Origin of the sequence: Neobacillus drentensis, from assembly GCF_036962125.1 — a bacterium.
In the GTDB taxonomy this organism is placed as follows: domain Bacteria; phylum Bacillota; class Bacilli; order Bacillales; family Cytobacillaceae; genus Neobacillus; species Neobacillus drentensis_B.
In genome coordinates, this window is record NZ_JBALOA010000015.1 from 17,465 (window position 1) to 39,320 (window position 21,856).

25 protein-coding genes are annotated in these 21,856 nt (G+C 39.2%); all 25 read left to right on the forward strand.

Going from position 1 to position 21,856, the window contains the following annotated elements; all coding sequences use genetic code 11:
- Nucleotides 1-150 precede the first annotated feature (150 nt).
- Nucleotides 151-300: a hypothetical protein gene (locus V7121_RS14465; RefSeq protein WP_335546923.1), complete on the forward strand. Its 150-nt coding sequence runs from the start codon at nucleotides 151-153 to the stop codon at nucleotides 298-300.
- Nucleotides 301-637: 337 nt separating this feature from the next.
- Nucleotides 638-934, forward strand: coding sequence for a hypothetical protein (locus tag V7121_RS14470; protein WP_335546924.1), 297 nt, complete (start codon nucleotides 638-640; stop codon nucleotides 932-934).
- A 16-nt stretch (nucleotides 935-950) separates the two neighbouring features.
- Entirely contained in the window at nucleotides 951-1,811 is an 861-nt protein-coding gene (locus V7121_RS14475) for a terminase small subunit (protein WP_335546926.1), read from the forward strand.
- Between the two features lie 3 nt (nucleotides 1,812-1,814).
- The gene (locus V7121_RS14480) at nucleotides 1,815-2,498 is read left to right on the forward strand and encodes an HNH endonuclease signature motif containing protein (protein WP_335546928.1); all 684 of its coding nucleotides are present in this window, start codon (nucleotides 1,815-1,817) and stop codon (nucleotides 2,496-2,498) included.
- A gap of 12 nt (nucleotides 2,499-2,510) precedes the next feature.
- The gene (locus tag V7121_RS14485; protein WP_335546930.1) at nucleotides 2,511-2,792 is read left to right on the forward strand and encodes a hypothetical protein; all 282 of its coding nucleotides are present in this window, start codon (nucleotides 2,511-2,513) and stop codon (nucleotides 2,790-2,792) included.
- A gap of 112 nt (nucleotides 2,793-2,904) precedes the next feature.
- Complete coding sequence (locus V7121_RS14490) at nucleotides 2,905-3,231, forward strand: hypothetical protein (protein ID WP_335546931.1); 327 nt, start codon at nucleotides 2,905-2,907, stop codon at nucleotides 3,229-3,231.
- Nucleotides 3,228-4,970, forward strand: coding sequence for a terminase large subunit (locus tag V7121_RS14495; RefSeq protein WP_335546934.1), 1,743 nt, complete (start codon nucleotides 3,228-3,230; stop codon nucleotides 4,968-4,970). Before V7121_RS14490 ends, V7121_RS14495 begins: the two co-directional genes overlap by 4 nt.
- A gap of 13 nt (nucleotides 4,971-4,983) precedes the next feature.
- The gene (locus V7121_RS14500; RefSeq protein ID WP_335547161.1) at nucleotides 4,984-6,237 is read left to right on the forward strand and encodes a phage portal protein; all 1,254 of its coding nucleotides are present in this window, start codon (nucleotides 4,984-4,986) and stop codon (nucleotides 6,235-6,237) included.
- Nucleotides 6,224-6,874, forward strand: coding sequence for an HK97 family phage prohead protease (locus V7121_RS14505; RefSeq protein WP_335546936.1), 651 nt, complete (start codon nucleotides 6,224-6,226; stop codon nucleotides 6,872-6,874). The genes V7121_RS14500 and V7121_RS14505 overlap by 14 nt, the downstream gene beginning before the upstream one ends.
- A 15-nt stretch (nucleotides 6,875-6,889) precedes the next feature.
- A complete protein-coding gene (locus tag V7121_RS14510) occupies nucleotides 6,890-8,155 on the forward strand; it encodes a phage major capsid protein (RefSeq protein WP_335546938.1) in 1,266 nt (421 codons plus the stop codon).
- A 55-nt stretch (nucleotides 8,156-8,210) separates the two neighbouring features.
- Nucleotides 8,211-8,495 (forward strand): hypothetical protein, encoded by a 285-nt coding sequence (locus tag V7121_RS14515; protein WP_335546940.1) that lies wholly within the window; start codon nucleotides 8,211-8,213, stop codon nucleotides 8,493-8,495.
- Complete coding sequence (locus tag V7121_RS14520; protein WP_335546942.1) at nucleotides 8,492-8,806, forward strand: phage head closure protein; 315 nt, start codon at nucleotides 8,492-8,494, stop codon at nucleotides 8,804-8,806. Before V7121_RS14515 ends, V7121_RS14520 begins: the two co-directional genes overlap by 4 nt.
- Before the next feature lie 4 nt (nucleotides 8,807-8,810).
- Nucleotides 8,811-9,179, forward strand: a complete 369-nt coding sequence (locus tag V7121_RS14525) for an HK97-gp10 family putative phage morphogenesis protein (RefSeq protein WP_335546944.1) — start codon at nucleotides 8,811-8,813, stop codon at nucleotides 9,177-9,179.
- Nucleotides 9,176-9,496 (forward strand): tail completion protein gp17, encoded by a 321-nt coding sequence (gp17, locus tag V7121_RS14530; protein ID WP_335546946.1) that lies wholly within the window; start codon nucleotides 9,176-9,178, stop codon nucleotides 9,494-9,496. Before V7121_RS14525 ends, gp17 begins: the two co-directional genes overlap by 4 nt.
- Nucleotides 9,497-9,508: 12 nt before the next feature.
- Nucleotides 9,509-10,390 carry a major tail protein gene (locus tag V7121_RS14535; RefSeq protein ID WP_335546948.1) on the forward strand — a complete coding sequence of 294 codons (882 nt, stop codon included), beginning with the start codon at nucleotides 9,509-9,511 and terminating at the stop codon, nucleotides 10,388-10,390.
- Between the two features lie 60 nt (nucleotides 10,391-10,450).
- On the forward strand, nucleotides 10,451-10,759 hold the full coding sequence (gene gpG / locus V7121_RS14540; RefSeq protein ID WP_335546950.1) for a phage tail assembly chaperone G: 309 nt from the start codon (nucleotides 10,451-10,453) through the stop codon (nucleotides 10,757-10,759).
- Between the two features lie 26 nt (nucleotides 10,760-10,785).
- The gene (locus tag V7121_RS14545; protein WP_335546951.1) at nucleotides 10,786-10,914 is read left to right on the forward strand and encodes a hypothetical protein; all 129 of its coding nucleotides are present in this window, start codon (nucleotides 10,786-10,788) and stop codon (nucleotides 10,912-10,914) included.
- Between the two features lie 14 nt (nucleotides 10,915-10,928).
- Nucleotides 10,929-14,240 carry a phage tail tape measure protein gene (locus tag V7121_RS14550; protein ID WP_335546954.1) on the forward strand — a complete coding sequence of 1,104 codons (3,312 nt, stop codon included), beginning with the start codon at nucleotides 10,929-10,931 and terminating at the stop codon, nucleotides 14,238-14,240.
- Complete coding sequence (locus V7121_RS14555) at nucleotides 14,237-15,907, forward strand: distal tail protein Dit (protein ID WP_335546956.1); 1,671 nt, start codon at nucleotides 14,237-14,239, stop codon at nucleotides 15,905-15,907. Before V7121_RS14550 ends, V7121_RS14555 begins: the two co-directional genes overlap by 4 nt.
- Before the next feature lie 11 nt (nucleotides 15,908-15,918).
- Nucleotides 15,919-17,169 (forward strand): phage tail protein, encoded by a 1,251-nt coding sequence (locus V7121_RS14560; protein ID WP_335546958.1) that lies wholly within the window; start codon nucleotides 15,919-15,921, stop codon nucleotides 17,167-17,169.
- A 2-nt stretch (nucleotides 17,170-17,171) separates the two neighbouring features.
- The gene (locus V7121_RS14565; protein ID WP_335546960.1) at nucleotides 17,172-17,708 is read left to right on the forward strand and encodes a hypothetical protein; all 537 of its coding nucleotides are present in this window, start codon (nucleotides 17,172-17,174) and stop codon (nucleotides 17,706-17,708) included.
- Nucleotides 17,709-17,720: 12 nt separating this feature from the next.
- Nucleotides 17,721-17,954 carry an XkdW family protein gene (locus tag V7121_RS14570; RefSeq protein WP_335546962.1) on the forward strand — a complete coding sequence of 78 codons (234 nt, stop codon included), beginning with the start codon at nucleotides 17,721-17,723 and terminating at the stop codon, nucleotides 17,952-17,954.
- Nucleotides 17,955-18,095 (forward strand): hypothetical protein, encoded by a 141-nt coding sequence (locus tag V7121_RS14575; RefSeq protein ID WP_335546963.1) that lies wholly within the window; start codon nucleotides 17,955-17,957, stop codon nucleotides 18,093-18,095.
- A complete protein-coding gene (locus tag V7121_RS14580; RefSeq protein ID WP_335546965.1) occupies nucleotides 18,096-18,290 on the forward strand; it encodes a hypothetical protein in 195 nt (64 codons plus the stop codon).
- A 60-nt stretch (nucleotides 18,291-18,350) separates the two neighbouring features.
- Nucleotides 18,351-21,833, forward strand: a complete 3,483-nt coding sequence (locus tag V7121_RS14585) for a fibronectin type III domain-containing protein (protein WP_335546967.1) — start codon at nucleotides 18,351-18,353, stop codon at nucleotides 21,831-21,833.
- The last annotated feature ends 23 nt before the right edge of the window (nucleotides 21,834-21,856 follow it).

A 21,856-nucleotide genomic window follows, 5' to 3' on the forward strand; every position in this document is an offset into this window, starting at 1 on the left:
AAATTTTTCCTTCATTAGAGCGAGATTCCTAAAGAAAATATTAAAGAAAATATTAAAGAAATATACTTGCAACATCATTTGCAAGGAAGGAATTACTTTTAAACATCTGTTAAAGCAGGTGTTTTTTATTTTGCATAAGAAGGTGAGGACATGCGAATTGGTGATTACTTATCCAAAGAACAAAAGCAGCAGTTAAATAAGTTGAAGAAGGAGCACCTTAGCCGCAGACAATTGGAAGAACTTATGGGAATAAATAGAGATACCTATAAACGAGTCAATGGCGCATTGAGGAGGAAGTAAGTACTTCTTCAATTTTTTTAAACAAAAATATTACACAGTGTATTTTTAATATTAATTAATTAAATAATAATGTTGAGGGTGACATAATGTGAGTAAATCACCCTCAAAGAACAATTGATTGTCTGGCCTAATTATGAATTAATAATGATAATAATTGGGCCGACTTTTACCAGTGTAATCATTAATTTTACAAATGCTAAAAGCATAATAATCACCTCTTTTCCATTAATATTTTGAACATATATGAAACAATCAATTAAATTCTTAAAAAAATATTAATTCCAGTACAGGGAAATATCTCCTTTTGTCGAAATAAAGGGTAAAGGGAGTGTTAAAAATGATTATATATGATATCGAGGTTGTTATAGTTAATGAGAATTTAGTATCAATTGGAAAAGGGTATTTAAATCACAATGACAGGGACACGATTAAATCCTGGAATATTGAATTGTACGATGTGAGGAATGAAAATATATTTTCCGAAATTCTTCATGGTACAAATGATGCAACATTAAAAATAGGAACACTAGATGGAAAGAGTTTTATAGGAAGATCAATAATTACAAAACTAGAAATTGGGCCTTTAGGAACAACCGTTTTATTAAAAGGAAACGGACCACTTTATGAAGCCTAAGAAGTCACTCATCTGAGTGGCTTTTTTATTTGGAGGCGGTGAGGATGTAGTGATCTGGGATGAAATCCAAAAAGAATATGAAACAACAAACATTACACTGAAGGCACTTGCTGAAAAGTATGGAATCAAATTAGGTACCTTGAAGAGCAGGAAGAGCCGCGAAGGATGGTCAAGAGACCCTACGATAAAGAATGCAACCCCGAAAAAGAAAAAGGTTGCAAAACCAAAGAAGGATGCAACTGTGCAACCTGTTATCTTATCAGAGGATTTAACCGACAAACAAAAGCTTTTCTGTCTTTATTACCTTAAGTATTACAATGCAACCAAGGCATATAAAAAAGCATATGACTGCGCGTATTCAACCGCTGCTGTAAATGGAAATGGTCTACTAAAAAACACTAAGGTTGTATCAGAAATCGAGAGACTTAAAGGTGAACAGATGAGAGGCTTATTTCTTGATGGCATGGCAGTCCTTCAAAAGTATATAGACATTGCCTTTGCGGACATAACCGACTTCGTTACCTTCTACCGTCGTGACGAGCAAACAGGAGAAAATGAAGTCCTATTAAATCCAGATGGAACAGTCAAAGACATTATTCCTAAACTAATATCTAGCAATGAAATGTACTTTAAGGATATGGATGAAGTAGATGGAACCATAATCAGCGAGGTTAAGAAAAGCAAAGACGGTATCACTATTAAGCTGCATGACAAGATGAAGGCTCTTGAAGTGCTTACGAAATATACCGATCTGTTATCAGATCAGCAAAAGCATAGACTTGCTGAGGAACAAATGAAATTAAATCAATTGAAGTATGAATTAGATAAGAGAGTCGTGGAACTTAGAGAAGAAGAAGCAAAGACAAAGGGTTGGTAGGTTATGGCTAAGTATGCGGTACTAAAATCATTCTATGCCTCAGAGAAGTGGATTAACTTTCGTCTGGGATTAATCAATGAGCGAGGCACTAAGTGTTCTAGATGTGGCGAGAGGATTGCCAGGTCAAGAGACCTCATTGGTCACCATAAGGTCGAATTGACTCCAGAGAATGTCCATGACTATACCATCAGTTTAAATCCAGACCAAGTAGATCTAGTCTGTTTCGATTGCCATAACAAAGAGCATAATCGCTTTGGGGCCAGAGTAACCAAACAAGTCTATCTGGTTTATGGACCGCCAATGTCCGGTAAAACCAGTTATGTCAGAGAAAACATTAGTCGTGGAGATATCGTCGTGGATATGGACAGACTCTATGAAGCTGTTACCATGCTGCCTAGCTATGATAAGCCAGACCAATTGTTTAGTAATGTTATAGGAATCCATAACCAGTTGATAGACAACATTAAGACCCGATATGGGAAGTGGACTAATGCTTGGGTAATTGGTGGATATGCGGATAAATACAAACGTGAGAAGCTAGCCAATGACTTAGGTGCTGAGATAATCTTCTGTGACATAAGTAAAGAGGAATGTCTAAGGCGACTGAGAATGGACCAAGACAGACAGTATCGGCAGGACGAGTGGGAAGGTTATATCAATAAATGGTTCGAACAATATACAGTTTAAGGAGTGTTTCAATTGTCTAAGAAAACCGTAGTAGAAGAAGTAGTAGTTGAAGAACAAACAGCAGCTTCAATCCCATCGATTACAAAAGAATCTGTGAAGGAAAGACTGGAACTTATCCAAAAGATTGTGGAGGATGAGCATCCGGTGATTGCTATGGTAAAAGCTCACACCGAACAGGACTTGTTACTTCTGGATGTACTCACTGGTATTGTGAACGGCGCAGAGGATCCCAAAGATTTGGCTAGTGCAGCGTTAGAGGTGTTCAAACTTGAATTCACTCGGTCATACAGCTAAATGTTAACTCCCCCCCGGTCGAAATCTTTTTAGGAGTGTCCGCAGGACCGACGAGGGACCCCAAACGTGGCACATGCCTAAAATTTTGAAAATCATTGGGGGTTTTTGAGATATGTTGAAAAGTGATTTTTATCGGCAAGAGTTATCGAAACTGACCGAAATATTCAAGGATGTCGATGAGTCCCAGCGGAAGTTAGTGGAAGGGCTTATTGAGGATGCTGCCTTTTTAAAAGCTGAAAATGACATATTAAAACAAGTCATTTCAAAAACGGGTATGGTCAAGGTTCATCCAGAATATCCCGAGCTGCAGAAACCAACCGAGGCTGGAAAGCAGTATCTTAAGAATATTAATAGCTATTCCGTGGTTATTAAGACATTAAACGGTGTATTGAGCAAAAATATTATTGAGGATGAAGACGATCTGAGTGATTTTGAATGAGTTTTCCTCACAACGTTTTAACCTATGAATATAAAGGTGTGCATTCATTTTTATTAGAATACATCGGAAAATGCAAATCAGGTGAAATCATTATTGGCCAAGAATTAATGACTGAGTTAGATAGGAGATTAGCTCATTTTGATGATCCAGACATATTAATTGATTTTGAAGATGCGCATAAACGGATTAATTTTATTGAATCTAAATGCAAACATTTTGAAGCACCCTTTGCCGGCAAGCCTTTTATTCTTGAACTTTTCCAAAAGGCTGTTACAGAAGCAATCTATATTTTCAAGATTTTTGATGATGAGATTGGACGATGGGTAAGATTAATCCAGGATGTTTTGTATTTGGTAGGTCGAAAAAATGGAAAAACTCCTTTTATCTCTGCTCTGAGCTTAGCAGAGTTTTTTTGTGGGGAAATGGGAACTAGGATTTTATGTGCCAGCAATGACTATGAACAAGCTGACCTTATGTTTCAGGCGATTAACTCCATGCGAGAAGAGAGTACTTCCCTCGCCAATGTAACAAGGAGCAATATTAAGGGAATATTCTTTGGCAACCCTAAGAAGCCCAAAAAAAAAGGTAAGTTTAGTTTTAAAAATAAGGGGCAAATCAAAAAAATCTCTGCTAAGACGGGCGCCAAAGAAGGAAAGAACATTAAGGTTGGCGCAGTCGATGAGGTACACGAATTAAAGGATAATACTTCCGTCATGCCAATTCGCCAAGCCCTTTCCACACAGGATGAGCCTCTTTACATTGAGCTAACCACAGAGGGTGTAATCAATGATGGATATTTAGACAGCCGGTTAATTGAGGCAAGGCAAGTTTTGAATGGTGAATTGGAAAGGCCGCGTTGGTTGATCTGGATGTACACGCAAGATAATGAGTCAGAAGTTTGGCAGAATGAAGAGTCCTGGGCGAAATCTAATCCCGGGCTTGGTGTTATCAAAAAACGCAGCTTCCTTCGTAAGATGATCGATGAAGCAAAAACAAGTAAGTCCATGCGAGTCTTTGTTTTGTCCAAAGATTTTAATATCAAGCAAAATAATGCAACAGCTTGGTTAACGCCTGAGGATATTAAAAATGAAGAGTCCATAGACATCGAAGATTTACGAAATTCGTTTGCTATTGGCGGCGTCGATTTATCAAAATCTGGAGACCTGGCTAGCGCCAGGGCAATCGTAATGAAAAAAGGCAGCCAGAAAAAATACATGCTCCAAAAGTATTTTATTCCTGAATCAAAACTACTCACTCTAAATAAAGAAGACCGAAAAATGTTTGATGAATGGATTAAACAAGAACTTATTGTGGTGTCACCAGGAAATGAGAACGACTTTAGTTTGGTAACTAAGTGGTTTGTGGACTTGTATAAAGATTATGGGATCCGTATGTATCGGGTTGGTTATGATAAATGGTCCGCTGTTTACTGGTCAAAAGAAATGGCGGATATGGGATTTGATTGTGTTAGGGTTAGTCCGGAATTCGGTAGCATGTCAGAACCTATGAAACTCGTAGAAGCGGACTTGAAGAGTAACCTTATCAACTACGGAAATAACCCGATTGATAAATGGTGCCTAGAGAATACTGCTTTAAGCATGAATTCCAAACAGGAAATTCTGCCAGTTAAGGTACAAGGAAAAGAAGATAAAAAAATAGACGGAGCTGTTACGATGATAATCGGCTATCGAGTTTACATCGATAACCGGACAGAGTTTCTTTCGCTTGTGGGGAGGTGATCACTTGGGATTAATGGACGGATTAAAGAATTTCTTTTCAAGCAATAACAAGAAAAGCATGCAATATGCAAAAATGCTCAATGGATACGCTCCTGTTTTTAGTCAGTTTGGTAATGATGTTTATGCATCTGATGTTGTCCAGACATGTATTGATATTATTGCTACAGAATGCAGTAAACTCATGCCTAAACATATTCGAACCGATAATAACGAGATGCAAACAAATGTCAAAAGTAGCATTAATCGACTCTTTAAGTTTTCTCCGAATGAATTGATGACAACAAAAGACTTTATTGAAAAGATAATTTGGCTACTTTACATGAACTACAACGCTTTTATTTATCCCACTTACGATGTCATTATTGGTGCAGACGGAAAAACGCGAAAAGAGTATACAGGATTTTATCCGATTAACCCGACTCAAGTAACATTTTTGCAAGATGAGTCAGGTTCACTATTTGTGAAGCTTCAGTTTTCTAGTGGGTACGATTATACAATTGCTTATTCTGACCTCATTCATTTGCGCAAGAAATTTTCAGTCAATGAAATTATGGGTGGGGGATTAAGCGGCCAGCCTGACAACTCAGCGATCCTCAAAGTGTTAAGTATTAACGACACGGTATTGCAGGGACTGGAAAAGGGTATCAAAACTAGCTTTGCGATTCGAGGAATCATTAAGATAAACACCATGCTAGATGACGCGAAGCAACAAGAGGAAAGAAAACGCTTTGAAACCTCTATGAGAAATAGTGAATCCGGGATATTGCCAATAGATTTGAAGAACGAATACCAGGATATCAAAGTGGACCCGAAAATAATCGACAAAGATACCTTACAATTTCTGCAGGACAAAATACTAAACTACTATGGTGTTTCCGTCCCAATTTTAAGCGGAGATTTTAACGATGAACAGTATCAAGCCTTTTATGAAAAAACATTAGAGCCCATTATTATCAGTTTAGGACAATCATTCAGCAAAACCCTATTTTCCAATAGAGAACTAGACGTAGGAAACGAGATTGTCTTTTATCAAAAGGACATGATGTACCTCAGCACGAAAGCAAAACTTGATTTACTTAAAACCGCTGGTGAACAAGGGCTCCTAACGGACAATCAAAAGTTAGCAATACTCGGATATCCACCGATTGAGGGTGGGGATAAGAGAACCATATCACTCAACTATATCGACGTGAACCTTGCTGCTAATTATCAATTAAAGCAGGCAGGGGCAACGGGAACAGGAGGTAAAGGAAATGGCGAAAAATAAAAACTTACCTAAAAAAGATGATCAAGTCGTTAGAAATTTCACTATGCCAGATGTAAGAGCTGATGAAGATGGAAGTACCATCGAAGGTCATGCTGCTGTATTTGACCAAAAAACAAATATTGGCGGGTGGTTCTATGAAGTTATCGAGCGAGGGGCTTTTGATGGGACCGATTTTGATGATGTATTATTTAGTGTTAATCATGATTTACGGAAAATCCCCCTAGCCCGCAGCCGCCGTAATAACATCAACTCTACATTGCAATTGAGTATCGATGAAAAAGGCTTATTAATTAAAGCAAATCTGGATACTGAAAATAATAACGAAGCCAAAAGCTTATATTCATCCGTCAAAAGAGGAGACATGGATGGAATGAGCTTTATTTTTTGGGTAAAAGACGAGAAATGGGAAGACCTAGATAGCGATATGCCTACTAGGCGCATTCAAAAAATTAAGAAGGTCATAGAAGTATCCGGTGTCACGTTTCCGGCCTATTCCGGAACTGATATAAATGCTCGAGACAAGCAGGCATTGGAGAATGCCAAACTAGCATTGGAGAATGCTAGGTCCAGTGAATTGGATAATTCCGAAAGCGAGCAATTAGAGTTAGAAAAACTTAAATTTGAAAAATTATATTAAGGGAGATGTATCTACATGAAAGATTGGTTAAAGAAATTATTAAAACAAAAAGAAGATGCAAGATCAGCATTAAAGGAAAAAGGAAAGAACAGCCAAAGTGTAGAGGAAATTCGAAGCATTGGTGACCAAATTGAAGCAATCGATGGAGAAATTGCAGATATTAGGGCTCAACTTACAGCATTGCCTGATGAAACGACTCCTACTGATCCAACAACTGCACCAGCACCAGGTGAGCAAAGAATGACTCCACCGGGTCAAATGAATCCATTAGCTACATTTGGAGTCGGTCAACAACAGCAACAGCGCAGTGAAGATCCTGAAGACCGCTATGCAACATTAGAATATCGTAAAGCATTTATGAAATTTGCGCAGACTGGTGAGATTGTTCCTGAGCTTCGTGCAAATGCAATGACAACCACTGGTGATATTTCTGCAGTCGTTCCAACAACCATTCTAAATGAGGTTATTCAAAAAGTTCAATCTTATGGTCAGATTTTTAGTGGTGTAAGGAAATTAAATATTAAGGCCGGCGTTTCTATCCCAATCCTATCGTTGAAACCAACAGCTACGTGGATTGGTGAATCTGCTTCTTCTGATAAACAAAAAGTTCAAGCCAACACGAACGTTTCGTTTAGCTACTACGGCTTAGAATGTAAGATTTCAACGTCTCTATTAGCCGACACAGTCTCTTTAGCAGGCTTTGAAAATACAATTATCGATTTAATTGTAGAAGCGATGACAAAAGCTATTGATTCAGCCATTATTAAAGGTAACGGGACTGGAAAACCACTTGGTATTACATTGGATACCCGTGTTCCTGCGGCGCAAATCGTCACATTAACTGCTGCTGATTTCGTTAAATGGGACGCTTGGAAAAAGAAAATATTCTCAAAAATGCCACTTAGCTATAAAGCTGGAGCGGCATTTTTTATGGCATCAGGTACATTTGAGGGCTACATTGACGGCATGGTAGACAACAATGGTCAACCTGTAGGGCGTGTAAACTACGGTATCACCGATGGCCCTCAAGAGCGGTTCGGTGGTAAGGCGGTCATTCAGGTTGAAGATGATATCATTACACCGTATGCTGATGCGGTAGTTGGTGATGTAGTAGCTGTTTACTGTAATCTTAAAAACTATGGATTCAACAGCAATATGACATTAACTATGTTCCGTTATTTCGACCATGATACTAACGAATGGGTAGACAAGGCAATCTTAATTGCAGATGGAAAGTTAATTGATCCTAACGGTGTCGTTATCGTTAAAAAAGGTGCATAGTTATTAAATTTTGAGGTGATTGGGTATTCTCCCGTCACCTCTTTTTTGAGGTGATATGGTGGATGCTTACGCTCTATTAGATGAATGCAAAATCGGTTTAGGTATATCTCTAGAGACCTCTGGTTTTGATAGCTTGATCATGCAGAAAATAAAAGTTGTGAAATCATATATGAAAAATGCGGGAGTATCCGACGCCAAAATGGAAGATGATTTGGCAATAGGCGTAATTGTAATGGGAGTTGGGGACCTTTGGGAGACCCAAGGTGGAGGAGTAAAATTTTCACCTGCCTTTCATACAATGCTCAATCAACTAACCTATGACGATGTGACAACATCATGAGGCCGGATACCGTAATAGAATTATTAAAAACAGAAGATGGAACGAATGAAAACGGTTTTGGTGTGCTAAATATTCTTGGGCGAAAAACTGTCTTTGGAGAAAAGTACAGCATAAGAAGTAGTGAGTTTTATCAAGCCTCTCAAAGCGGATACGTCCTAGAGTTAATGTTCCAAATTTATAAATTAGAGTATGACTCTGAGAAATACCTTGCATATCAATCTAAAATTTATAAAATTATTCGAACCTATGAAAAAAACAATAAGGTCGAGCTGGTGTGCCAAGCGTACGATGAATCGCCAGTAAGGACGTGATTGTATGGGTGCAGAAATAACCTTTTCAGGAATGGATGAATTGTTAAGACGCTTGGAACAGCTAGGCGAACAATCAGAAACAGTTAAGAAAAAGGCGCTTGAAGAAGGCGCTGAAGTCATTCGGGCAGAGATCGAAAGCAATGCTAAACGAAGTAACATTAACCACGAGCATATGGCAGATGGAATTATCACGAATATTAAAGATGATGTGGCGGTTATTGGACCAGGTGCCGAATTTTATTATTCTCACTTTTTAGAGTTTGGGACATCAAAGATGGCGGCACAGCCATTCATGGGACCTTCATTTGAGCGTAAAAAAGAAGAGGCTAAGGAAAAAATGGCAGAAGTAATTAGGCGGGAGTTGGGCTTATGAGTTTAAACAATTTAATTATCAATACATTAAGTCCATTAGCCCCAACTTCCTTCTTAACCTATTCCGGTTCAGTCTTTCCACACATTACGTTTTTTGAATTTAATCAACAAGCAGCCTTAAATGCTGATGATTCAGAAGAAATGACATCGTACTCTATTCAGGTTGATATATGGTCATTAGGAGACTATACCAATCTGGTAGATCAAGTGAAAACTAGTTTAAAAGCTATTGGATTTCGTAGAACAAACGAAACTGAATTTTACGAGAATGATACAAAGATATACCACAAGGTTTTACGGTTTAATTTCGTTAATTAGGGAGGCTATATTATGCCGGTAATCGTTGGCTTAAAAGATTTATACTATGCTATCCAAACAAAGGATGACAGCACAGGGGTAGCGTATAGTGCACCAGTTAAAATCGCTGGTCTTATTAATGCAAAAATTTCTCCATCAAGTGAATCGCTTACCATTTATGCGGATGATGGTCCGAGTGAGCAAGTCAATCAATTAGGGACAATCGGGTTGGAGTTAGAAACCAAGGACTTACCACTTGACATCCAAGCCGCCCTTCTTGGTCATTCGATTGTTGGTGGAGTACTTATTAAAAAAGATACCGATATCCCTCCTTATGTAGCTATCGGTTATCGGTCTACTAAAAGTAACGGGAAATATCGATATATGTGGTTATTGAAAGGTAAATTTGATTTACCAGGGCAAGAAGACAAAACGAAGGAAGATAAGCCGTCTGCTCAAACTCCAAAAATCGCAGGAACATTTATGAAGCGAGACTATGACGGGCAGTGGCAGCGTGTAACAGATGAAGATTTACCAAGCTTTGTACCTGCAACTGGAGCTAACTGGTTCACATCCGTAGAACAGGTACTTGATACTACACCGCCTACAGTAACCGTTGTTCCTGCTAATAATGCTACTACCGTTGCAGTCGGAGCTAGTGTTGTCTGGACATTCAATGAACCTATCTTAGCAAGTACAGTAAACAAAGGAAATTTCCTAGTCCAAAAAGCGGACGGTTCGGCTCAAGTAGCAGGTACGCTTGCCTTAGATGCTACACAAAAAATCGTCACCTTTACGCCAAGTGCTAGCTTAACAGCGGCAACGCAATATATGGCCATTGCTACGGTTGGTGTACAAGACGTTTCAGGAAATGCTATGGCATCACCTAGCGTAACTAAATTTACTACAGCTTAGACCCAAACAGAGTAAGGATATTGTCCTTACTCTTTTTTTATTTATGTAGGAGGGAAAACCATGCATTTTAAATTGATGATTGATGATAAAGAAAAAACATTTTCTGTCCCTTTTGTGAAGGGAAGAATTTTTAGGAAAGCCTTAAAAATGAATCGAACCTTAAACCAAGGAGAATTGACCGAAGAGGTTTTAAACGAATTGGAAGAATTCGTCTGTGAGGTGTTTGAGAATCAATTTACCCCAGAACAGATAGAGGACGGACTGCCTATAGATGGGTTAATGGCTACCCTACGAGGGGTATTTTTCGAAGTGATTAACCGAGCGACAAGTAGTATTCAAGGCGGGTCAGATACCTCAAAAAACGACTAACAGATCCTTATGAAGCGATTAAAGAAATGTATAAGGATCTCCTTAAAAGCGGTTATAAACTCCACGAAATCGATGAAATGGATATTGAGTTTTACTTCGAATTAATGGCTAGCGAAGCAGCGGATCAAATCGGATTTATTGATGATGTGTTTTAGGGGGTGAGAAAAAAATGGCAGAAGAAATTGGGTCCTTGCATATTGATATGAGTTTGACCAATGCGGAGTTTAAAAAAGGCATACAAGAATCAAATAATCTTTTAAAAGTCGCGGCTTCAGAATTTAAATTAGCTGGTGCAGGTATTAAAGATTTTGGAAAAAGCATGGACGGTTTAAAAGCAAAATCAAAATACCTGGAAGATACCCTAAAAGCACAACAACAGAAAGTAGATTATTTAAGACAACGATACGATCAGTTAAAATCCACACAAGGCGAAAATGCAGCTGCTACACAGCGGATGCTAGTGGCTTATAATAACGCTCAAGCGGCTATGAGAACTACCCAAGCAAGACTAGAAGAAGTGACCGAACAAATTGAATTGCAGTCAAATCGTTGGCACCAATTAGGCGAACAGTTAAACACATCGGGCGAGAAGCTAACAGCAGTCGGTGGCAAAATGAAAGACGTAGGTTCCACTCTTACAACTGGTGTAACAGCCCCAATCCTAGCGTTTGGTGCTGGAGCTTTGAAAGTAGCCTCTGACTTTGATTCTTCATCAGACCGAATTCAAGCACGCTTAGGAGTAACAGCCGAAAGAGCTCGGGAACTCGGTGATGTTGCGGAAGATGTTTGGAAAGATGCTTTTGGAGAAAACATGCAGGCCGTCGGGGATGCCATAACCATAGTAAATAATAATCTTAATGGTCTTTCCGATGATGGATTAAAAAAAGCAACAGAAGCGGCTTACTTCCTTTCAGATGCTTTTGATGCCGACATTGGAGATTCTACAAAAGCAGCATCAGCATTGATGAAAAACTTTGGAATTGATTCGACCAAAGCCTTTGACATAATTACGACAGGATTTCAAAAAGGTGGAGACTATTCAGGGGAATTGCTGGATACTCTGAATGAATATTCTACTCAATTCGCTTCAATGGGATTAAGTGCGGATCAATTCTTAAGCATCCTCATTAAAGGCTCACAAGAAGGAGCGTTTTCTCTCGATAAAGTCGGGGATGCTGTAAAGGAATTCAACGTTAGAGCCCAGGACGGTAGCAAAACAACGGCTGCAGGGTTTAAGGCAATTAAGTTAGATGCTGATAAGATGGGGAAATCCATTGCTCAGGGCGGAGAAGATGGTCAAAAAGCTTTTGTTGCGACAGTCTCGGCTCTGGCAGCTATGAAAGATCCAATGGAGCAGAATACTGCTGGAGTAGCCCTATTTGGTACACAGTGGGAAGATGTTCGAAAGAATGTTATTTCTTCTATGTCAGATGCAGTAAAAAATATTGAAAAAGTCGATGGAGCCTCAAAAAAAGCTTCCGATGCCCTTTACGATAATTTTGGTTCACGATTGCAATCAGTATGGAGAGACTTCCAAGAGGATTTACAGCCGGTAGGAGAAGATTTACTTGAGATTGCAGATGATGTCCTACCGAAAGCAGCAGACGCAATAAGCAAAGTAACAGGTGCTTTTGCTGATTTGTCACCAGAAGGTAGAAAAACAGCACTTGCCGTTGCAGGAATCGCGGCGGCAGCGGGTCCCGTATTAGTCATAACTGGTACACTTGTTAGCTCGGTAGGAACAATTGTAACAGCTTTTGGTGCAGCATCTACTGCCATTGCTGGGTCAGCAGGTCTTACAGCTGCTATGACGGCTCTTACAGGTCCCGTGGGATTAGTTACTGGAGGAATCGTCCTTGGAACTGCGGCAGTCGTTGGATTGACTAAAGCCTATAAAGATAATAAAGAAATCTCCTTTGAATCTCTCGAAGCCAGGCAAAAAGAAATCGAAAAAAACGATCAGTTAATCAAGAATTTTGATGATTTACAAAGAAAAAACCAATTATCAAATGATGAGATGCTTCGTTTCTTAGATATAAATTCAGAAATATCTTCTACCTCAAGCCCTGAAAAGATTGCAGAATTAAAAAAAGAGCAAGAAAAGTTGCTTGAAAAATCAGGTTTGACCAACAAAGAAATGGACAACTTTTTAAAATATAACGATGACATAATAAAAAAAGCGCCTAACACCGAAAAAGCGATTAGCTCTCAGGGAAATGCTTTTGCAGTAAATACAACAGAGATAAGAAAAGCCAATGCTGAAAAATTAAAGGGCTTAAAAATAGATGAAGAAATGGCCATGTCTCAAAATCTTGAAAAAGAAAATGGGCTTTTAGCCAATAAGAAAAAATTGCAAGAAGAGATCAATAGTAAAGAGATGACCAGAAAAGATACGTACGAAAAAATCAATACCATTACTGGGGAAATTCAGGCAAAAGAAACAGAAGTAACTAGACTCAAAAAAGAACAACAAGCTAATTTAGCATCTGGTGATCTCGACGCCATCAATCGCGGAAAAACCAAATTGGAACAATCTGAGCAAGAGTTATTGAAGTTGAAGGACCAAAAGTCGGCGGAACAGTCGAAGTTAGAAACCATCCTTAAACAAATAAACAGCAGACAAAATAGCTTAGATATAGTTAATAAAGATTTAAAAACACTTGATGCGTCTAAATATAAATACGAAGCACTTGTTCTTGCTCAAGTAGGACTCAATTCCGAAAAAGGAAAAGGATTAGAAAAACTCGAAACTGAAATATCAAAATTGCAAAAGGCCAAACAAGAGTTAAGTAACTTACACGCCAAAGGAAAACTAAATACAGCAGAATACAATGATCAAGTTAGCGCCATTGATGAGCAAATTGGAAAATTACAAGGTGCAGAAACCGAATTAAAGAACGTCAATGAAATAGCTGGGAAAACTGTTTATAAAGATGTGATTATTGACGAAAAAGCCAAGGATGATGCAGAGGAATTGAATCGGCTATTACGCAAAGAAATTTATAAAAATGTTTATGTTACGTATCCAAAGGGATACGGTCGTAACGTACAGCAAAACGCCAAAGGGACAAGGTATGCTCCGGAAGGTCTTTCATGGGTGGGTGAAGAAGGGCCAGAATTGATGTACTTGCCTAGAGGAACTAGAATAATTCCCAATCCAGATTCCGAACAATTGCTACGCAATTGGAATATCCCGATGTTGGCCAATGGCGGTCAGGCGATTGCATCTGGAATTGCGCTCGTCGGTGAACGTGGCAGAGAATTGGTGGATATGCGCGGGGCGAGAACAACTTCGTTGACTAAATCAGCTCAGGATGCCGGGAACTTACACCCATTAGTTCAAGCAATAGAAAAATTAGCAAGCCGAGAAGTTAGCTTTATCATAAATGGACGTGAATTTGTAAGAGCAACCATCGATGATATTAGTGATGCACTCGAAATCATAGATATAAATAAAAATAGAATGGGGGGTGTAACATGAGAAGGGCAGTATCGTTAGGTGGCTTTCAAATTAGCGATTATTTTCGCATTCAAAAAATACACCGCAGCCTTCTCCCTCCGCGCGAAATATCTTTTCTTTCCATCCCTGCACGTCATGGAGCCTATTTTACGGGCGCAAGATACGGAGTTAGGCAGATAAGTATGGATGTCACTGTAATTGGACAATCAGCAACAGAATATATGGAAACCATAAGGTTTTTAGCCTATTGCTTAGATATCGAAGAACCTGCGGAACTAATTATTTCAGACGAGCCCGGCAAACTGTATTACGCTATATTATCCGGGAACACGGATATGGTTAATAATCTAATGCGTGTGGGCTCGGGCATCTTGACTTTTATCTGCCCTGATCCATTTGCGTACAGTATCGAAAGCAAAGTGATTACTCCTGTGGACCAAATGTTTACTTTTAAGAACGAAGGGACAACAACAACATTTCCTAAATTTACTGTTAACTTCGAGAATGAAGCAACCTTTGTTTCGTTTATTAGTCCTGACGGAGTTATTCTGATTGGAAATCCATCGGAACCAGACCAAATTGTGCTACCTAAAACCCAATATATCCTAAATGATGCGATGAAAAGTACAAGTGGATGGGTAAATGCCGGGGCGGTATTAGATACCGGGCGATTGAATACAGGGTCGGTAATAGCGTCTGGTGAAGTGATAAAAGCAAGTTCATACGGTACTGGCACTGCAGGCTCTAACATTTGGCATGGTCCGGCTATTCGCAAAGATTTAGTGGAATTGGTCAAAGATTTTACTGTTAAAGTCCGATTAGACTTTTTTAGTCAGGACGGTACTTCCAAATTAGATGGTGCTCAAAAAGGGCGATTAGAAATCTACTTATTCAATCAATCAGGCGGTAAGATTGGTAAACTCGTGATGAGAGATTCCTATAAAAATTACGAGAATAATATTCCTGAAATTTATATAGGGAATAGTACATTCTTAGAAAAAGAATCGAAGTTGCCGGCTGGGAAAAAGGTTAAACAGAAGGTATATAAAACCTATACCGTAAAAAAAGATGACACCTGGGAGAGTATTGCAAAGAAGTATAAAATGTCTGCAAAGGAATTAGCGACACTCAATAAAATGAGGAAAACAGATACTTTGAAAACAGGCAAAAAGCTACAAGTATATGACAAAACTATCACTAAGACCGTATATCCAGAGCATGTCGGCTCTTACAATGATTTTTACGGTGAATTTACCCTATCTCGTGTGGGAAATAAATGGTATGCGGAAGTGTCTAGGCTAGATGATGGCAAGAAAAAGAACACGATTAAAAAGACCTTTTATGATAAGGAAGGCAAATACACAACGGCTGACCTCTCTTACATCGTCATCCACTTTGCTCAGTGGGAAAACGAACCTGTAGTACAAAAAATGCAGGTGACGGATGTTAAGGTGATTAAGCATAATACTGATACTGTTATTGATGTCCCAGCCATTTTTGATGCAGGTGATGAACTAGAAGTGGATTTATCGGACAGCAGTGTTTACCTAAATGGAGACCCATTCATGCAAGAGGTGGACGTCGCATCAACGTTTTTTCCTATTTCCGAGGGAACGACTCAAGTTAAAGTCAATACGGATGATCCAACAGCTACGTTTAGCGCTGAATTCCAAGAACGGTACTTGTAGGAGGTGCGAACGTGATTTTTTATCTTGATCGCCACGAACGAGTACAGGCTATCTTTACGAACAATGGCAGCCCAGACTCTTGCCCTTATTACGACGACTTAATGAAAGAGGATTTGGACACAGGAACCTCTAGTTATGAGTTTCGAATTCCTTCTAATCACCCAAAGTCGAAGGAAATTGAAGAGGGCGGTTTTATTGTCCGAAAGAACTTAGACAATGAGCTGGTTATGTTTACTGTTATTCGAATTGAGGAAACTCATGCAGATATTGGTGACAAATACATCTTTGCTGAAAACGCAGGATTAGAGCTATTAAACGATATTTTTCGTCCAATCACGCATATGTCCAAGAATGTTAATCAAATACTGGATATCGTCCTGGCGGATACTCGCTGGGTAAGAGGCGAAACGGAATATTTTGGCATTGATAACTTTTATTTTGAGGATTATCAAACGGTATTGGCGGCCTTGCAGTACGTAAAGGAAAGATTCGCGGCAGAATTAAATTTTCGTGTGAAAATGCAAAACGGGGAAATTGTCGCTCGCTATGTGGACTTAGTGGAAAAACGCGGAAACGACACAAAAAAGCGGTTTACTTATAACAAAGATATTTCCTCCATTAGAAGAAAAATCGATATGTCCAATGTAGTAACTGCGTTAATTGGTGTAGGAAAAGATTTTAAAACATTTAAGACGATTAGTTATTCCACAGCAAGTGGAAAAGCGTTTAATAAACCTTTGAACCAAGATTGGGTAGGAGATCCAGACGCAGTGCAAAGATATGGAATCAAAGGAAAACATCTTTTCGGGGTATTTCAATATGATACTTCCAATGCGGAAGATTTACTCAAGCGAACCTGGTCCGAATTGCAAAGAAGGAAAACACCATTAATAACCTATGAGTTAGATGTTTCATTATTAGAACGATTAGCTAACCTTGACCACGAAGCAGTAAGGATAGGCGATACGGTATATGTCATCGATGAAACATTCTCCCCGGCTTTATACTTAGAGGCTCGGGTCCGTCAGTTAGAAACATGCTTTAGCGACCCATCAAAAGATAAATGTGTATTGGGTAACTTTAAAAAGGCGAAAAGCAATATCACTGCAGATATGAGAGCCATCCAATCTAAGCTTTTGAAAAAAGAATCCACCTGGGATGATGTGGGCGAAAAGATATTTAAAAACCCGAATCCTCCCACAGTGATTAAGTTTACCTGGGAAAATGATGACTTAACGGAAACATGGGAAAGTGAGGTGTAATTATGTCTGAAACAACTACACCCAAAAAAGGGCTTTATCAATGGGCTCCAACGGATGAAAAACTTTCTACCTTTCAAGGGCTCAATGATGCTTTTGAAATACTGGATAATACTTTTGTTTCATCAGCAAATGGAATGCTGAACGCGCCGTCACAGTCTAACATTTCGACAACAAGAACTACAACATTAGCCTTAACATCCGGCGTAGACACAAAAATTTTATTTACAACAATCTTTAGGGATATTCAGTCAGAACTAAACATAGCAACAGGCGAGATAACCCTAAAAGAATCGGGAGTATATCTCATTGCAGGGAACGTTACTTTTTCTGCAGTATTGGGAAACAACAGTTATATAAAGATTTACAAAAATGGAGCTTCCTTATTCACAATGGCCGGCGGGACAAATCAATCCCTTTTGTATGGGGCTAAGATAGGTCAGTTCGCAGCAGGAGACAAACTGACTTTTTATGTCGCTCAATTCAGCGGTTCAGCTGCTACATTAAATACCGCTTTAATTGAAATGATTAAACTGTCATAGAAGGAGGAAAAGATGAAAGACTCAATTCTAAAAAGATATCCCACATTGACTGAGGATGATGTTGTCTTGAGAGATGACGGTTACGGCGTCTTTATTGATGTATGGAATAGTGATGAACATAAACCAACAATGGAGCAAGTGACGTCGTGGGTAGCCGAAGACGCTAAACTGCCGAAACCAAAAACAGAAATAGAGCTCATGCGCCAAGCATTGGATGAGCTGATACTAGGAGGAGGCGGCTTATAAATGGCAGCGTACATGGCTCAACGAATTCTAACCGGTGCTTACACCTACGATTATGTTATTTCTAAGCGTCCAGACCTGCAAGCAGGGATTGACGCTTATTTAATTTCGCAAGGCAGAGAAGATTTAATAGGCGGTGAGTAAATGCCTACCTGGGAAAATGAATTGTATTCGAATGGGTTGTGGCTAGATACATCCAACCCAGCTAGAAATGTCATGAAAAAGTATGATCCAATCCTAGATGATTGGGTACCAACTACAGGTACTTATTTAGCTGATGAAATAGATGATAAAGTGGCAGCTCTTGAAGCACGATTGGCGGCTTTAGAAGGTTCATAAACTAAGAATCTACGAAAGAGTAGTTTCTTTTTAATTTATAAGGATAGGCAGGTGTTATAAGTGCTATATAAAAGTTTTAACGTATTGTTAGACACAATAAAACAGGTTGATAATCCAAGGTTTAATGTAAACACAAATGATTTAAAAACGATTAAATTAATCATATCCATTAATCAAGATGATGAGGACCTTGATTTGACAGGGACGACTATTAATTTAGCCATAAGGAAACCCGATAAACAAGTTATAACCCAACCAGTGTCAGTTGTTGATCCAATAATCGGTAGATGTGAGGTTGTCTTAGTTCAACAGGCATATGATATGCAGGGGGATTATAGAGCGGAGGCGATGGTATCCTATGGACCTGATACAATTGCGGTCACAGGTAGTTTTTCTTACAATGCTATTAAGGGTATTCTAAGCGAGGGAATAATTCTACCACCAATAGATACTACTCCACCGAATGATGTTACAAACTTACAAGCTACCAACATAGCAGCGACAACATTAACACTAACATGGACAGCTTCGGGCAGTTCAGATATAGCAAGTTATGATGTTTACCGTGGAAGTACATTAATTGGCACTGTAACAGGGACAACTTACAATGCGATAGGATTAACTGCATCCACAGCTTATACCTTTACCGTAAAGGCTAGAGATTTATCTGGAAATGTGTCGAGTGGAACAAGTATTAATCAAACAACTAGTGCTCAGAGTGCTGATACTACACCACCGAATAATGTGACCAATTTGACCTCTTCGAATTCAACCCAAACCAGCACAACATTATCTTGGACTGCTTCAACTTCATCTGATACCACTGGTTATGATATTTATAATGGCTCCACCTTTTTAACAACTATATCAGGCACATCGTACAACGTAACTGGCCTGGTTGCAGGAACGAACTATAATTTTTATGTTAAAGCACGAGATGCCGCCGGAAACGTGGCCAGCGGAACGATAGTTACATTTACGACAACAGCACTAGTAGATACCACACCACCAAACAACATTACTAATTTAACGTATGCAAACCTTTCGACTACAAGTGTCACCCTAAATTGGAGTGCTTCGACAAGCCCAGATGTAAGTGGATATGAAATTTATAACGGATCAACATTGGTTGCCACAACAACCAACACAAGCTATACCGTAACAGGCCTAACAGCTTCGACTGCTTATACGTTCTGGATAAAAGCAAAAGATGCATCCAACAATGTCGCCAGTGGCGCTAGTGTAGGATTTACGACTTTATCAGCAGGTACTTTTACAGTATCCGCTTCACCGAGTGGTGGAACCTATTCAAGCGCACAAAGTGTAACCTTAACTCCAAGCACAACCGGAACCATTTACTATACAACCGACGGAAGCACGCCGACCACAAGTAGCCCTACTTATACCTCGCCTATTGAATTATTTGGCAATACAACACTAAAGTATTTTGGGAAAGATGGTTCGGGTAATTCAAGTAGTGTTCAAACACAAATATATACAATCAACAATGTGCCAGTCACGGCTTTAGCTAGTAATTTTACAGTGTATGAACCACCTTTGGCTTCAGATCAGTGGGTTGCAGATAGTTCAGGGAAAGTATTGAATGTATCAGCAGACCAATTCCACGCTACTTTTTATGACCCATATGTAGGCACTCACTCAGACGGTTTAGTTGTAACGAAAACAAGTTTAGGAAAAGATCAATCCGGCACATACGACATTTGGGAATATGACTTTAAACCCGCAAGTTTTTCAAGAACGGTTCTTCTATCTAGCGGTCTGCATCCTTATGAATTACCTGGCGCTTTTGGGTTAGCTCATTTTATAAAGCATGTAATGACTATTCCTTATCAACATGCAGGATTTCAGTACATTCGGGAAAACGTCAGACTAAAAGTAATTGCCATTCAAAACCCTTGGGGATTCAATCAAAACCCTAAGAAGTACGGAAACGTCAACGGTGTCAACCCGAATCGAAATTGGGACAGCGCTGCTTACCCCTGGTCAGCTTATCCAGTCTTGACAGACGAATGGAATCAAAAAGGCTCAGCCCCTTTTAGTGAAGCTGAAACAAGAATTTTGCGAGATTGGAACCTAAATAATCCAACTGCCGAATTTTGGATTGACTGCCATACAGGTTTAAATGCTGGGAGCTATGATACATGGGCTTTCTTCGCAAGAGATACCGATGGAAACATCTTATATAGTAAAATGCACGAAAGTTTCTTGAAATTAAACGCACGATTCCAAACAAAATATGGAAGAACACCAAACGCATATGAAGAATTAGGCGTGACGGACGATCCAAAAGGACCTTATTTGATTGAACAATTAAATAGACCATCCATGACTATTGAATTTTGTGCTGAAGTCTATGGGAATAATCTAAACAACCAGGGCATTGATATCACAGAGTATGAAGTAGCGATTGCTTGTCATGTATTTTATTTACTAGCTAACCCTGTAACATTACCGAATAACGTAACAAATTTAGCATCGAGTAACATCACCCAAACAGGGGTCACATTGTCATGGACAGCAAGCACAACGCCAGGTGTTACTTATAACATCTACAATGGTGCTACTCTTGTGACTAACGTTTCAGGAACATCTTACAATATGACAGGCTTAACTGCTGGAACAACTTATAATTTCACCGTTAAAACGAAGGATAGTTCAGGAAATGTATCGGCTGGAGCTAGTATTCAGGTAGTTACAACAGCATCGGCAGATACAACACCACCGAACAATGTCACAAATTTAGCCGTAAGCAACTTAGCAACTACCTCTTTGACATTGACTTGGACGGCCTCAACTTCAAGTGATGTGGCTAGTTACGATGTTTATAATGGCACAACGTTACTAGGCAATACAACTACTCCTATCTACAATGTGACTGGGTTATCGCAATCAACTGCCTATACTTTCTGGGTAAAAGCAAGAGACACCGTAGGAAATGTTGCAAGCGGTACAAGTGTTCAAGCAACAACCATAACACCTGTTCAAACAACTTATGTATCTGATACCTTCACAAGAACGAATGCATCATCATTGGGCACATCTGACACTGGTCAAACATGGTCAACCTTGAATGGTGCTAGTGTGTTTGGAACTAACGGAACGCAAGCATATATTGCAACAACAAGAGGTGCGACAGACGTAGCTCTCGTGAACGCTGGTGTTGCCAACTGTACGATAGAAGTTGATACACCTGCTCTACTAGCAAACACAAGGATATTTTTTAGGGCAACTGATATAGATAATATGTTTTTATTGGACTTGGGCTCAGCCGACGTTTCTCTCTATTTATGGCAGTTAAATCAAGCCGACGTAACCCTTTATGCAGGCAGCGCGTTTAATGCTACTACTATAACTCATGTGAAAGTTGTCTTGAATGGTTCAAATATACAAGTGTTTTTCAATAACAACACAACAGCCACTATAAATGTAAATAATTCTGCTTTCCAAACCGTAACAAAACACGGCATTGGCGGGTGGAATACAAACAACATTAAGTTTGATAATTTCACTATTAAATCTTAAGTTGGAAAATATTTTCAATAGCT